We start from the raw sequence: 15,121 nt of genomic DNA on the forward strand, positions 1-15,121 counted from the left end.
GGCGCCCTCCAGGAGAACCCGATGTCCAGACCCCGCTGCGAACGCTGCAAGCGCGCGCAAGACCATTGCTTATGCCCGCTGATCCCCCGCCTCGACAGCCGTACCCGGGTCGTCCTGTTGCAGCACCCCAGTGAAACCGCGCATGCGCTGAATACTGCTCGCCTGGCCGCGCTCGGCCTGGTCAATGCACAGCTGTGGGTGGGGGAAGTGTTTGCCCAGCTGCCGGAGTTGCTGGCAACGCCGGGGTATCGGCCGGTGCTGTTGTTTCCCGGTGACGAGGCGCAGGCACTGACCGCGTATGCGTCACCTGATGAGCAGCCGTTGCTATTGATCGTGCCGGATGGCACCTGGCGCAAGGCGCGCAAGCTGTTGTACCTGAATCCGCTGCTGGCAGCGCTGCCACGGGTGACCCTGGCGCAGGTGACAGCCTCGCGCTATCGCCTGCGCAAGGCGCCGGAGGAGGGCGCCCTGGCCACCATCGAAGCCGTGGTGCAGGCGCTCAACGCGCTGGAGCAGCCGCGGTGTTTCGACGAGCTACTGCGCCCGTTCGACGCTTTGATCGAAGGCCAGATCCGCGCCATGGGGCGCGACACCTTCGAGCGCAACCACGGTTGCTGAATCAACGTTCGCGCATGGCCTCGGTGCGGGCCTTGAGCACCGGTTTGAGCAAGTAGTCGAGCACGCTTTTCTGCCCGGTGATGATATCCACCGTGGCGACCATCCCTGGAATGATCAGCAATGGCTTGTTGTCGCCGCCCAGGTGATTCTTGTCGGTGCGCACTTGGATCAGGTAGAACGCGTTGCCCTTGTCATCGGTCACGGTATCGGCGCCAATCAGCTCCAGCTTGGCCTTCAGCCCACCATAGATGGTGTAGTCATAGGCGCTGAACTTGACCATCGCGGTCTGCCCCGGGTGCAGGAAGGCGACGTCCTGCGGGCGCACCTTGGCTTCGATCAGCAGGTTGTCCTCGATTGGCACGATCTCGACCAGGTCGCTGCCCGGCTGGACCACGCCGCCGATGGTGTTGACCTTGAGCTGCTTGATGATGCCACGCACCGGTGACACCACCGTGGTGCGCTTGACCCGGTCGTCGATGGCGATGCTGGTAGCGCTGATCTTGGACAGGTCAGTGCGCTTGTCGTTGAGTTCCTTGGCCGCCTCCGAGCGGAAGGTGGCATCGGCTTCCTGGATCTTGCTCTTGATTTCTGCCACTGCCGCATCTGCCCGCGGAATGGCCAGGCTGGTTGCGTTGAGCTGACCGCGGGCTTCGACCGTGCGCTGCTTCAAACGCAAAATTTCCACCGGCGAAATCGCTCCGGTGCCTACCAATGGCGAAGACATGTTCAGTTCTTGCTGGAGCAAGCCCAACGCCGAACGGTACTGATCGACCTTGGAGCGGAACTCGGCCAGTTCCTGGGTCTTCTGCCGCAGTTGTTCGTTGAGCGTCTGCTTCTCGCTGGTCAGCCGCCGTTGCCGGGACTGATACAGCGCCAGCTCGTCCTCGGCCACCTGTGGCGCCTTGCTGCGAATCTCTTCCGGTACGGTGAACGGACGCCCTTCAGCCTCCGCCGAGAGCCGTTCGACCTGCGCCGTCAGTGCGTAGCGGTCGACCTCGCTTTCGCCCTTGTTGGACAGAAAGCGGGTGTCGTCAAGGCGCAGCAGGGTTGCCCCCTTGGCGACCATCTGGCCTTCACGCACGAAAATCTCGGTGACGATGCCGCCCTCAAGGTTCTGTACCACCTGGACCTTGCCCGAGGGGATCGCCTTGCCCTCACCGACAGTCACCTCATCGAGCACCGCCAGGCTCGCCCAGGCCAGCGCAACCAGCAGCAGCGCCGCCGCCAGCCATACCGTCAGGCGCGACAGGCGCGGCGAGTCCTGCAGCGTGGCGCCGGCCAGTTCGGGCATGTAGTCGCGCTCGGCAGTGTTGCCGGCACCTTGGAAATAACTGCGCAAGAAGGCCATCGGACTACTCCTCAAAAGCGTCTACAGCGCGGCGCCAATGCGCCCTTTGCGCAGCGCATCGATGACTGCATCCTTCGGCCCGTCGGCAACGATCTTGCCGTTGTCCAGCACCAGCAGGCGGTCGACCAGGCTCAGCATCGAGGTCCGATGCGTGACCAGCAGTACGGTCTTGCCCGGCACCCAGTCGAGCAGGCGCTGGCGCAGTTGCTCTTCGCTGCTGTTGTCCATGTGGCTGGTGGGCTCGTCGAGGATCAGGATCGGCGGCTCCAGCAGCAGCGCCCTGGCCAGCAGCACGGCCTGGCGCTGGCCGCCCGAGAGCAGCTGGCCGCGTTCACCCACCGGGCGGTCGAAACCCTGCGGATGCTGGCGCGCCAGTTCGGTCACGCCGGTCAGTTCGGCCACCTCGAGCATGCGTGCGTCGCTGACGTGGCGGGCCCCCAGGGTGAGGTTGTCGCGCAGGCTGCCAGCCAGCAGCGGCAGGTCGTGGGCGACGTAGCCGATCTGGCTGCGCAGGTCGGCGATGTCCAGCTGGCGCAGGTCGAGGTTGTCCAGCAACACCTGGCCTTCATCGGGATGATAGAAGCCCATCAGCAACCGACCCAAGGTGCTTTTGCCCGAACCGCTGCGGCCGACGATACCGATGCGCTCGCCGGGCTGCAGGGTCAGGTTGACGTCATTCAGCGCCGCAGCCGTCTGGCCAGGGTAGCGGAAGCTGACATGGCTGACGGCCACGCCGCCCTTGAGGCTGGTGTGCTCCAGCGCCTGTTGCTCGGCCTGGCGCTCTTGCGGCAAGGCCATCAGCGCATCGGTGCTGCGCATGGTCAGCTGCGCTTGCTGATAGCGGGTGATCAGCCCCGCGATCTGGCCCAGTGGTGCCAGGACGCGGCTGCCGAGCATGTAGGTAGCCACCAGTGCGCCGACACTGAGGTTGCCGGCGATGATGCTGTAGACCCCGGCAACGATCGTTGCCATGCCGCAGAACTGTTGGATGAACAGCGTACCGTTGCTGGCCAGCGAAGACAGGTTGCGTGCGTGCGCATCGAGCCGGGCAATCGCGCCGTTGGTCTGCTCCCAATGGTACTGGCGCTCACTTTCAGCGCCGTTGGCCTTGAGCGTTTCCAGCCCACCCAGCGTTTCGATCAACAGGGCCTGGCGCACTGCTCCCAGGCTCAGGCTTTTTTCCACGGTGTCGCGCAGGCGGATCTGGATGATCAAGGCAAAACCAACTGCCAGCGGGAAGGCAATCAGCGGGATCACCACCAGCCAGCCGCCCAGCAGGCCAACCACCACCAGCATCAACGCCACGAATGGCAGGTCGATGATGCTGGTCAAGGTCACCGCCGTGAGAAACTCGCGCAGCCCCTGGAAGTCATGAATGCTCTGGGCGAAGCCGCCGATGGTGGCCGGGCGCGCCTTCATCGACATGCCGGTGATGCGTTCGAACAGGGTTGCCGAAAGGATCAGGTCGGTCTTCTTGCCGGCCTGGTCCAGCAGGTGCGCGCGGACCATGCGCAGAACCATTTCAAAGGCGGTGCCGATGAACAACCCTGCCACCAGCACCCACAAAGTCGAGACTGCCTGGTTGGGCACCACCCGGTCGTAGGTCTGCATGACGAACAGCGGCACCATCAGGCCCAGCAGGTTGATCAGCAGGCTGGCCAGCAAGGCATCGCTGTACAGCCAGCGGGAATGGCGCAAGGTGTCGCGAAACCAGGCATCGACCCTCGGCATCAGCGGGGTGCGCAGGTTTTCCAGAGTGTGCCGCGGGCGGGCAAACAGGGCATGGCCGGCGTAGGCCTGTTCCAGCGCCTCGCACTCGACCCATTGCTCGCCGCCTTCGGCCTCGGACGGCAGGATCAACGCGCGGCCGTCTTCGCCAAAGCGCTGTAGAACAGCACAGCGGCCGTCTTTGAGCAGCAGCAATACAGGAAGGTTGAGTGTGGAAATTGCGCCCAGCTCACGCTTGAGAATCCGCGCTTGCAGGCCTGCGCGGGCTGCGGCTCTGGGCAATAACTCGGGCCCCAGCCGCTGGCTGGCCAACGGTAGGCCGCTGCACAAGCTGGCACGGCTGGCGGGGCAGCCGTGCAGTTTGCACAGAATCAACAGGCCATCGAGCAACGGATCGTCAACGTCCAGCCGGGGCTGGGCATTTTGCATACTGGTCACGATGGCCTACTCCTGCCGCAATGGAGGGTGTACGGCTACATCCGAAACGTTGCTCGATAACGGTCAACGCATTTCGGGCAACTTCGCTTCGCTGCGTACTTCAGTCTTGGCGATGGCTTCTGCCGGCAGCGCAATACGCTGTTTGCTGAGCAATTCACCCATGGTCGAAAGTACTCGGTACATCGAGTATTCCTCGGTGTAACGCACTTCGGTGTAACGGCGGTTGGCGTTGTACAGCTCGTTCTCACTGTCGAGTACGTCGAGCAGGGTACGCTGACCAAGACCGAACTGATCCTGATAGGCGGCACGCACGCGCTGGGTGGTTTCAGCGTATTCGCGCGCGGTCGGCGTCTGCTTGCGCGCGTTGTTCATGGCGTTCCACGACAGGCTCAGGTTCTCGTTGAGTTCGCGCAGGGCGTTGTTGCGGATGTCCAGCGCCTGGTTGATCTTGTGCGAGTCCGACTGCAGGCGAGCCTTGTCGCTGCCGCCGCGGAACAGGTTGTAGTTCAGCTCGACGCCTGCCTGCCAATCGTTGTTGCTGTGGCCGCGCTCGCCACCCAGGTTGTTGTTGGCGCCGGTGGCCAAGATGGCGTCCAGACGCGGGTAGAAGGTCGACTTGGCGACTTCGTACTGCTTCTCGGCGGCATTCACATCGGCCTGAGCCGAACGCAGGTACGGGTTGTTTTCCTGCATGCCGCGGCGTGCGTCTTCCAGCGTGCTCGGCATTTCCACCTTGATGGTCGAAGGGGTTTCCAGCTCGTCCGGCATCAGCCCGACCACGCTGTAGAAGTTGGCTTCGGCGTCAGCCAGATCGACTTCGGCGGTGTCCAGGTTGTTTTCAGCCAGGGCACGACGTGCGCGCGACTGATCGAGGTCAGCACTGCTGCCGACACCGCGCTCGGTGCGCAGGCCGATCTGGTCGTTGACGCGCAGGTGCGCTTGCATGTTGTTCTTGGCCAGGGTCACCAGTTCGCGACGCTTGAGCACTTCGAGGTAGACCTCGATGGTACGCAGGGCGACGTCCTGGGCGATTGCCTGAGTGTAGTAGGCACGCGAGTTGGAAACCGCTTCGGTACGGCCGACTTCGTTGGAAGTGTTGAAACCGTCGAACAGCATCTGGCGCAGACGCAGCTCGGACTGGGTGTAGTTCATGGTTTCTTTGTTGTGGTTGCGCGTGCCGTCAGCGTTCAGACCACGGGTGTTGAGGTTGTCGGAGCGCTGGCGACCGTAACCTGCAACCAGATCGACGCTTGGGTAGAACCCGCCACGGGCGAATTTCACATCTTCGTCGGCAGACAACCGGCTGTTGCGATAGGAACTGATTTGCGGGTGATGATCCACGGCGTTCTGAACGGCTTCGGTGATCGACATCGCCTGAATGTTGGCACTCGCCATGGCCAACAGGATTGCACTGGTGATGGGGGTAAGAACGCGCATGGGGTACATCTCCATTGTCTCTAAAAGTGTCCAGCATTCGCCAAAAAAATGACGATTATTATGAGGTAGACCGTTTCAAGTTTGTAACAACAGAGCTAAGAACATTTAACGCGCGAGCTAAGAAGATTTGTTCATAAGGTCTATGCGAAAAAAAACTTATGCGGTCTAAAGAATCCGCGACATTGTTCTACTCAACGGGCCTATAAATCAAGCTGTAGTCAGCGGTTTTAGGTCATTGCAACAAGTTCCAGAACTTTTGCAGCTAAGAACTCAGTGAAAACGGGCCGTGTCGGAATTTGGCGACAATTAATTGTCACTCTGTAGTAGCAAAATTCCATCATCTCTATCGGCTTGGCCTGCGCAGTGTAGAGCTGTTTGCTGACTTTTGGCGTTTGATTGACGCCTTTATTCGGCCTGGCGCCACTGTGTTTTTGCTGCATTCAAGCTGCAGGATCCGTTCGGCAGGGGAGACGTAGGGCATGGCTAAATTTATCGGAGTGGTCAGCAAGGTGGTCGGCCAGGTTTTCGCGGTTGACAGCGACGGCAGCCGCCGCCTGTTGGTCGAAGGCGACCGACTCTATGCTGGCGAACAACTCGAAACCGGTAACGCCGGAGCCATTGCGGTGCGCCTGGACAACGGCGCAGAGCTGACCCTGGGCCGCGACAGCAGCCTGCAGATGTCGCCAGAGCTGCTGGCTAATCAGGCCGCCCATGTGCAGACCGACGACGTCGCCCCCAGCCAGGCGCAACTGACCGATGTCGAGCGCTTGCAACAAGCCATCGCTGCGGGTGCCGACCCTAGTGAGGAGGCCGAGGCTACGGCGGCTGGGCCCAATGGAGGTGCCCCGGGCGCTTTGGGCGGCGGCCACAGCTTTGTCATGCTGACTGAAGTTGCCGATCGGGTAGACCCTACGGTTGGCTTCCCGACTGCGGGCTTCAATGGTGTACCGCTGTTGGTGAATGGCTACATTGGTGACCTCGATCCGACCAGTTCCGACGATGTGCTGCCGCCCGCGTCCCCACCTCCGGTGAATCCGCCAGACAACCCGGTCACCCTGCAAGGCCTTGATGTCAGCCCCGGCGAACTGATCCTCGACGAGGCCAACCTGCCCGACGGCTCCAACAGCAACCCGGCGGCGCTGACCCAGCAAGGCTCGTTCACCGTTATCGCCGCCGACGGCGTGTTCAATCTCAGCGTAGGTGGCATCAACGTAGTCACCGGCGGGGTGGTTACCGGTATTGGCCAATCCATCACCACCGCCCTTGGCAACACCCTGACCATTACTGGCTACAACCCGGCGACCGGCGTGGTCAATTACAGCTACACCCTTAACGGCACTGAGCAGCACGCCAACGGTGGCGGCAGCAATGTGATCGGCGAGCAGTTCCCGGTGCAGGTCAGCGACAGCGATGGCGATGTAGCCAGCGGCAGCCTCGACGTGATCATTCGTGACGATGTGCCCAAAGCGGTGAATGACAGCAACGCAGTGACAGCGACCGAGCAGCAGCTTGAGTTGACCGGCAACGTACTCAACAACGATGTGCAGGGCGCCGACCGGGTCGTCGGCGGGCCGGTGATTGCCGGTACCTTCAGCGGCACCTACGGCACATTGGTGCTGGCTGCGGACGGTACCTACACCTATACCCTCAACGCCGATGACCCTGATTTCAAAGGGCTCAAAGGTGGCGGCAGTGGCACCGAGAGCTTTACCTACACCATCAGAGACGCCGACGGCGATACCAGCAGCGCGACCCTGACGCTGAACATCAGCAATCTCAACGACCCAGTGACGATCGGCGGGCTGGATGTCGCCGGTGGTGAGCTGATTGTCTATGAAAAGAATCTGGTCAATGGCAGCGCGCCAGACGGCGCTGCGCTGACGCAGAACGGGACCTTTACCGTTGCCGCGCCAGATGGCTTGCAGAGCCTGAGCGTGGGCGGCATCACGGTAGTCAGCGGCGGCGCAGCAGGCGGTTTTCCACAGTCGATCACGACCGCGCTGGGCAACACACTGACCATCACCGGCTACAACCCGGCCACAGGCGTGGTGAGCTACAGCTACACGCTGCTCGACAATGAAGCCCACGCCACCGGCAACGGCAACAACAGCCTGGGCGAAACATTTGTCGTGACAGCCCAGGACAGCGATGGCAGCACTGCCTCGGCCAACCTTGACGTGAGCATTGTCGACGATGTGCCCAAGGCGGTGGATGACACCAACGCGGTAACGGCCACAGAACAGCAGGTGGAACTCAGCGGCAATGTCCTCAGCAATGACGTACAAGGCGCTGACCGGGTCGTGGGTGGCCCGGTGGTTGCCGGCACCTTCACCGGTACCTACGGCACGCTGGTGCTGGCTGCGGATGGCACCTACACCTACACCCTCAACGTTGACGATGCCGATTTCAAAGGCCTTACCGGCGGTGGCAATGGTATCGAGACCTTCACCTACACCATCAAAGACGCAGACGGTGACACCAGCAGTGCGACCCTGACCCTGAACATCAGCAACCTCAATGACCCGGTAACACTTGGCGGCCTCGACGTGAGCGGAGGCGAGGTCACCGTTTACGAGAAAAACCTGATCGATGGCAGCGCAGCTGACGGCCCGGCCCTGCAACAAGGCGGCACCTTCACGGTGATTGCGGCGGATGGCCTGCAATCTTTGAGCGTCGGCGGCATCAACGTAATCAGTGGCGGCGTAGCCGCAGGCTTCCCGCAGACGATCACTACCGCGCTGGGCAACACCCTCACCATCACCGGCTACAACCCTACGACAGGGGTGGTCAGCTACACCTACACCTTGCTCGACAACGAAACCCATCCGGATGGCAACGGCACCAATGGGTTGCAGGAAAGCTTCACGGTCGTTGCCAAGGACACCGACGGCAGTACCGCCACTGGCAGCCTCGATGTAACCATCGTCGATGATGTGCCGCAGGCTCACTGCGACTTCGCCAGAGTCGAGGCAGGCGGTCAGGTCAGCGGCAACGTGCTGGCCAATGATGTGATTGGCGCCGATGACTTGGCCGATGGCCGCTATGTAGTTGGCGTGCGTGCCGGCTCCGATACCTCCACGCCGGCCTCTGGACAGTTGGGCGTCAATGTCCAGGGCACCTATGGCTACATCACGCTGGATGCCGAAGGTAACGGCGTTTATCACGCCTACCCGAACAGCAATGCACCGGCTGGTGCTACCGATGTGTTTGTCTACACCATCCGCGATGCTGACGGCGATCAGAGCACCACGACCATTACCATCAACGTCAACAACTGCCAGATGATCGCCGGGCAGGATACTGACGTTACAGTGTATGAAAACGCCTTGGACATGACCAAGGACGGCAACGACCTGGCGCCCGGCACCGTCACCGGCAGCCAACCTGGCTCAATCGGCGAAACAGCCAGTGGGACCTTGGTCGGTTCGGTCACAGGCGGCGTGGGGGCTTTGACCTACAGCCTGGTGGGCAACACTGCAGGGCAATTCGGGCAGATTCAGGTCAACGCCGATGGCTCCTACACCTACACCCTTACCTCGCCGGCGAATTCGCCGACCCATCAGAACGACGGGCCGAACATCATTACCGAGAGCTTTACCTATCAGGTCAAGGATTCGCTCGGTAATACCACCACCAGCAACATCGTCATCAGCATCGTCGATGACGTGCCACAGGCGCATTGCGACGTTGCCCGAGTGGAAATGGGTGGGCAGGTCAGCGGTAACGTACTGCTCAACGACGTGATCGGCGCGGATGTGTCTGCCGACGGCAAGTACGTGGTCGGCGTGCGTGCTGGGTCCGATACTTCGACGCCTGCCTCTGGCCAACTCGGCGTCAACGTCCAGGGCACTTACGGCTACATCACCCTCGATGCCGAAGGTAACGGGGTTTACCACTCGTACCCGAACAGCAATGCTCCAGCAGGCGCGACGGATACCTTCGTCTATACCATTCGCGACGCTGACGGCGATGAGAGCACCGCGACCGTCACCATTAACGTGCTCAACTGCCAGATGGTTGCTGCACAAGACCACGATGTCACCGTCCATGAAAACGCTCTGGACCTGACCAAGGACGGCAACGACCTGGCGCCCGGCACCGTCACCGGCAGCCAACCTGGCTCGTCCGGCGAAACAGCCAGTGGGACCTTGGTCGGTTCGGTCACAGGCGGCGTTGGGGCTTTAACCTACAGCCTGGTTGGCAACACTGCAGGGCAATTCGGGCAGATTCAGGTCAACGCCGATGGCTCCTACACCTACACCCTGACCTCGCCGGCGAATTCGCCGACCCATCAGAACGACGGGCCGAACATCATCACCGAGACCTTTACCTATCAGGTTAAGGATTCGCTCGGTAATACCACCACGAGCAACATCGTCATCAGCATCGTCGATGACGTGCCACAGGCGCACTGCGATGTTGCTCGTGTGGAAATGGGCGGGCAGGTCAGCGGCAACGTACTGTTCAATGACGTGATTGGCGCGGATGTGTCTGCCGACGGCAAGTACGTGGTCGGCGTGCGTGCTGGGTCCGATACTTCGATGCCTGCCTCTGGCCAACTCGGCGTCAATGTCCAGGGCACCTATGGCTACATCACGCTGGATGCCGAAGGTAACGGCGTTTATCACGCCTACCCGAACAGCAATGCACCGGCTGGTGCTACCGATGTGTTTGTCTACACCATCCGCGATGCTGACGGCGATGAGAGCACCACGACCATTACCATCAACGTCAACAACTGCCAGATGATCGCCGGGCAGGATACTGACGTTACAGTGTATGAAAACGCCTTGGACATGACCAAGGACGGCAACGACCTCGCGCCCGGCACCGTCACCGGCAGCCAACCTGGCTCGACCGGCGAAACAGCCAGTGGGACCTTGGTCGGTTCGGTCACAGGCGGCGTTGGCGCTTTGACCTACAGCCTGGTTGGCAACACTGCAGGGCAATTCGGGCAGATTCAGGTCAACGCCGATGGCTCCTACACCTACACCCTGACCTCGCCTGCGAATTCGCCGACCCATCAGAACGACGGGCCGAACATCATCACCGAGACCTTTACCTATCAGGTCAAGGATTCGCTCGGTAATACCACCACCAGCAACATCGTCATCAGCATCGTCGATGACGTGCCCCAAGCGCACTGCGACGTTGCTCGTGTGGAAATGGGTGGGCAGGTCAGTGGCAATGTACTGCTCAATGATGTGATCGGCGCGGATGTTTCTGCCGACGGCAAGTACGTGGTCGGCGTGCGGGCCGGTTCCGATACTTCGACCCCGGCCTCCGGGCAGCTCGGCGTGAATGTTCAAGGGACTTATGGCTACATCACCTTGGACGCTGAAGGAAACGGCGTTTATCACTCCAACCCGAACAGCAATGCTCCAGCAGGCGCGACGGATACCTTCGTCTATACCATTCGCGACGCTGACGGCGATGAGAGCACCACGACCGTCACCATCAACGTGCTCAACTGCCAGATGGTTGCTGCACAAGACCACGATGTCACCGTCCATGAAAACGCTCTGGACCTGACCAAGGACGGCAACGACCTCGCGCCCGGCACCGTCACCGGCAGCCAACCTGGCTCGACCGGCGAAACAGCCAGTGGGACCTTGGTCGGTTCGGTCACAGGCGGCGTTGGGGCTTTGACCTACAGCCTGGTTGGCAACACCGAAGGGCAATTCGGGCAGATCCAGGTCAACGCCGATGGCTCCTACACCTACACCCTGACATCGCCGGCGAATTCGCCGACCCATCAGAACGACGGGCCGAACATCATCACCGAGACCTTTACCTATCAGGTCAAGGATTCGCTCGGTAATACCACCACCAGCAACATCGTCATCAGCATCGTCGACGACGTGCCCCAAGCGCACTGCGACGTTGCCCGAGTGGAAATGGGTGGGCAGGTCAGCGGTAACGTACTGCTCAATGATGTGATCGGCGCGGATGTTTCTGCTGACGGCAAATACGTGGTCGGTGTGCGCGCTGGGTCCGATACTTCGACGCCTGCCTCTGGCCAACTCGGCGTCAATGTCCAGGGCACCTACGGCTACATCACCCTCGATGCCGAAGGTAACGGGGTTTACCACTCGTACCCCAACAGCAATGCCCCAGAGGGCGCCACGGATACCTTCGTCTACACCATCCGTGATGCCGACGGTGACCAGAGCACCGCGACGGTCAGTATCAACGTGCTCAACTGCCAGATGGTGGCGACACCGGATCACGGCGTCACTGTCTACGAAAACGCTCTGGACCTGAACAAGGATTGCCACGACCTGGCTCCGGGCGCTGTGCTCGGCAGCCAGCCGGGATCGGCCGCTGAAACAGCCAGCGGCACTTTGGTTGGCGCCGTGAGCGGCGGCGTAGGCATCCTCACCTACAGCCTGGTCGGCAATTCCGAGGGCCATTTCGGCCAGATCCAGGTCAACGGCGATGGCTCTTACACCTATACCCTGACTTCGCCTGCCAGCACTTCGCCACAACAGAACGATGGCCCCAATATCGTCACCGAAACCTTCACCTATCAGGTCAAGGACTCGCTCGGCAACACCACCACCAGCAACATCGTCGTCAGCATTGTCGATGACGTGCCCCAAGCCCACTGCGACTTCGCCAATGTGGTCGAAGGCAGCAGCGTGACGGGCAACCTGCTGTGGAATGACGTGATCGGCGCCGACGTCTCTGCCGCTGGCCAGTATGTGATCGGGATCCGCGCCGGCAGCGACACCTCGACTTCTGCTGTGGGCCAACTCGGCACAGAGGTGCAAGGCGCTTATGGTTACGCAACGCTGGATGCCAACGGTAATGGCGTTTATCACGCCAACCCCAACAGCGTGTCACCGGCTGGAGCTACCGACACCTTCGTCTACACCATCCGTGACGCCGACGGTGATGAAAGCACTACGACGGTGACCTTCAACGTCCAGGACGCCAGCCAGGCGGGCTGCGTTGATGGAGTTGTTGGCGCTCGCTCGGCGGCCACTGACAAAGCAGCGCCGATCCGGTTCGACGTTGACGAACACAAAGCCACCGGCTCGCTCAAGGAGCTTGCTCGCAGCGCGTTCGCTGCCAACAGCGGCGCCATGACCTCCGCGCTGGTGGTGGCCGGCTATCTGGCGCAGATGGGCAGCAGCCACGCCGGCGAGCAGGACGTGTACACGGTGGCCCTGCGCAAGGGTGAGACGCTCACCCTCGACCACGATCGCGCGCCGGGCAACTTGCTCATGGAATGGAAAGGCGCAGCTGGCAGCTATCACCCTGTGGCGGACGGCGGCAGCTTCACCGCCAGCCACGATGGCCTGTACAGCATCCAGCTGACCAGCACGACCGACAGCACTGCCCCGGCGCAGGACAGCTTCAAGCTCAGCCTGCTGATCGATTCGAGCAATGTCCAAGGCCAGAGCCACCCTGGCGGCCAAACAGTTGGCAGCGACCCGGCAACTGGCACTGCAGACATCGTCTACCACGCAGACAGCACTGGCAGCGCGCTGACCGCCGATACGTTGTTGGCGGTGGAGGATGGCAAAGGCGAGGCGGTGCTGGTAAGCAGCCCAGGCAATGACCTGCTCGAAGGCGGTCACGGTATTGATACCGTCAGCTATGCCACAGCCAAGGCAGGCGTAGTGGTCGACCTCAACCTGGTGGGCCAGCAGGATACCCGCGGCGGTGGGCTGGACACCCTGGTCAGGATCGACAACCTGATCGGCTCGGACTACCACGACACCTTGATTGGCAACGCCAATGACAACGTGCTGATTGGCGGTCGGGGTGATGACCTGCTGACCGGGGGCGGCGGCAATGACACCTTCGTCTGGCAGAAGGGTGACACCGGCCACGACACTGTGACTGACTTCACGCCAGGCGCTGATCATCTTGACCTGTCGCAATTGCTTCAGGCCGATGCTGGCGCGGCGGCTTCACTGGATGACTTCCTGCACTTCAAGGTCAGCGCAGCGGGAGGTACGGTGGTGTCGACCATCGAAGTCAGCAGCGTGGCCGGTGCGGCGCCGAGTCAGACCATCGACCTGGCCGGCGTCGACCTTGCCCAGCACTATGGCGTAACGGCGGGGGCGGGTGGTCTGATTGCATCCGGGCATGACACTGCAACCATCATCAACGGCATGCTCAACGATCATTCGTTGAAGGTGGATACCGTCTAAGGTTGTTTGACTCATCTTGAGCCCGCTGGGGCCGCTTTGCGGCCCTTTCGCGACACAAGGCCGCTCCTACAGGGACCGCGCTAGTCAGTCATGCGCGGACCCTGTAGGAGCGGCCTTGTGTCGCGAAAGGGCTGCGCAGCAGCCCCGGCTATCTCAATTGGATCAACGATATCTCATAGTTCGCAAGGTAGGTGAGTGCCGGCCTGGCAGTGCCCTGGAGGACGGGCTCAACTGCGGCGCAGGGTCTTCTGCTTGAGAATGTACAGGCTCACCAGCACTGCGCTGGTGAGCATGAACAGTCTTGCCCAAAAGAGTGGCACCAGATAGCAGGACAACCCGATACTGGCCCACATCAGGCCAATGGCGTAGACCTTGCCTTTGAGCGGGATCCCCTCACCACCGAGGTAGTCGCGAATCCACGGTCCCAACTGCGGGTGATTGACCAGCCAGGCGTGGAAGCGCGGCGAGCTGCGGGCGAAGCAGGCGGCCGCCAGCAGCAGAAAGGGGGTGGTTGGCAATACCGGCAGGAAAATCCCCAATACCCCCAGCGCAACGCTGAGCCAGCCAGCGGCCAGCAACAGGTAGCGCATGACAGCTGTCAGTGATGGCGCGGCTTGAGCAGGGCTGGCTTTTCTTCCGGAGCGTGCAGCAGCAGGTACAGCGCGGTCAGGGCTTCCGGAATCTGCACGATCATGTCGTCCTGCAGGTTGGCGTCCTTGGCAATGTCTTCAAACTCTGGCTGCTCATCGAACAGACCCGAACCGACCATGATCGGCAGCAGCATTTCGCTGACTTCTTCTTCGGCGTTCTCGAACCAGGCTTCTTCACGCAGGAACACGCCTTCCATGAAGCCGATGCACCAGCCGCGCAGATCGGAGTCGTCCGGGTCTTCACCCAGGTCGAGGTCGCACGGCAGCTCGAACTCTTCGTCACTGGCCAGTTGACGGCTGATGTGGGCCTTGAGGGCGACCAGCGTGGCTTCGATTTCGACCCGCTGCGCGTCGCTGCTGTACTTGGGCTCTTCGGCAAACAGCGCGTCGATCCATTCGCGGTCAGGAACGGCCTCGGAAGTGATCGAAAGCGCGGTCAGGTAGCCGTGGGCGGCGACGTAATCCAGCGCTTCTTCGTGCAGCTCGTCGGCATCGAGGAAGACTTGCAGGCGGGTCAGTTGCTCGGCGAAGGACATTACGGGGCTACCTTGAAGAATAAACGATAACGAATTCTAGCACCTTGCTGCGATCACGGGGCAAAGGGAACGTCTGTCACCGTAGCGTCCTTTAGCACTCGTCGCTGGGGTATAATCCGCGGTTTTCAGCCGGGCACAGTGTTTGTGCGGCCCTTGGCAAAAGCTGCTTACGCATTCGCGCGTGTGCCGGACGAGTTTATC

At 61.4% G+C, this 15,121-nt stretch carries 7 protein-coding genes; 2 read left to right on the forward strand and 5 right to left on the reverse strand.

Annotated features, from left to right (window positions below):
• Positions 1–21: 21 nt before the first annotated feature.
• Complete coding sequence (locus K3F44_RS02185) at positions 22–618, forward strand: tRNA-uridine aminocarboxypropyltransferase (RefSeq protein WP_101317635.1); 597 nt, start codon at positions 22–24, stop codon at positions 616–618.
• A 1-nt stretch (position 619) separates the two neighbouring features.
• On the opposite strand, the gene K3F44_RS02190 is transcribed toward K3F44_RS02185, so the two are convergent.
• From K3F44_RS02190 to K3F44_RS02200, 3 genes are all read right to left on the reverse strand, one after another.
• Positions 620–1,966 (reverse strand): HlyD family type I secretion periplasmic adaptor subunit, encoded by a 1,347-nt coding sequence (locus K3F44_RS02190; RefSeq protein WP_220633262.1) that lies wholly within the window; start codon positions 1,964–1,966, stop codon positions 620–622.
• A 21-nt stretch (positions 1,967–1,987) separates the two neighbouring features.
• Positions 1,988–4,123, reverse strand: coding sequence for a type I secretion system permease/ATPase (locus K3F44_RS02195; RefSeq protein WP_220634130.1), 2,136 nt, complete (start codon positions 4,121–4,123; stop codon positions 1,988–1,990).
• Positions 4,124–4,195: 72 nt separating this feature from the next.
• Complete coding sequence (locus tag K3F44_RS02200) at positions 4,196–5,569, reverse strand: TolC family outer membrane protein (protein ID WP_101317641.1); 1,374 nt, start codon at positions 5,567–5,569, stop codon at positions 4,196–4,198.
• Between the two features lie 479 nt (positions 5,570–6,048).
• Between K3F44_RS02200 and K3F44_RS02205 the strand changes: the two genes are divergently transcribed.
• Positions 6,049–13,734 carry a retention module-containing protein gene (locus K3F44_RS02205; protein ID WP_220633263.1) on the forward strand — a complete coding sequence of 2,562 codons (7,686 nt, stop codon included), beginning with the start codon at positions 6,049–6,051 and terminating at the stop codon, positions 13,732–13,734.
• Between the two features lie 227 nt (positions 13,735–13,961).
• Here the strand turns inward: K3F44_RS02205 and K3F44_RS02210 are convergent, their stop codons facing one another.
• Entirely contained in the window at positions 13,962–14,324 is a 363-nt protein-coding gene (locus K3F44_RS02210; RefSeq protein WP_101317648.1) for a YbaN family protein, read from the reverse strand.
• Between the two features lie 8 nt (positions 14,325–14,332).
• Entirely contained in the window at positions 14,333–14,920 is a 588-nt protein-coding gene (locus tag K3F44_RS02215; RefSeq protein ID WP_101317650.1) for a YecA family protein, read from the reverse strand.
• Positions 14,921–15,121: the final 201 nt, after the last annotated feature.

Source organism: Pseudomonas sp. S07E 245 (assembly GCF_019599025.1).
GTDB lineage: Bacteria > Pseudomonadota > Gammaproteobacteria > Pseudomonadales > Pseudomonadaceae > Aquipseudomonas > Aquipseudomonas shirazensis.

Excerpts from the sequence above, each read along its gene's own strand:
- K3F44_RS02190 (WP_220633262.1), bottom strand. The coding sequence starts at position 1,966 with ATGGCCTTCTTGCGCAGTTATTTCCAAGGTGCCGGCAACACTGCCGAG.
- K3F44_RS02200 (WP_101317641.1), bottom strand. The coding sequence starts at position 5,569 with ATGCGCGTTCTTACCCCCATCACCAGTGCAATCCTGTTGGCCATGGCG.
- K3F44_RS02195 (WP_220634130.1), bottom strand. The coding sequence starts at position 4,123 with ATGCAAAATGCCCAGCCCCGGCTGGACGTTGACGATCCGTTGCTCGAT.
- K3F44_RS02185 (WP_101317635.1), top strand. The coding sequence starts at position 22 with ATGTCCAGACCCCGCTGCGAACGCTGCAAGCGCGCGCAAGACCATTGC.
- K3F44_RS02215 (WP_101317650.1), bottom strand. The coding sequence starts at position 14,920 with ATGTCCTTCGCCGAGCAACTGACCCGCCTGCAAGTCTTCCTCGATGCC.
- K3F44_RS02205 (WP_220633263.1), top strand. The coding sequence starts at position 6,049 with ATGGCTAAATTTATCGGAGTGGTCAGCAAGGTGGTCGGCCAGGTTTTC.
- K3F44_RS02210 (WP_101317648.1), bottom strand. The coding sequence starts at position 14,324 with ATGCGCTACCTGTTGCTGGCCGCTGGCTGGCTCAGCGTTGCGCTGGGG.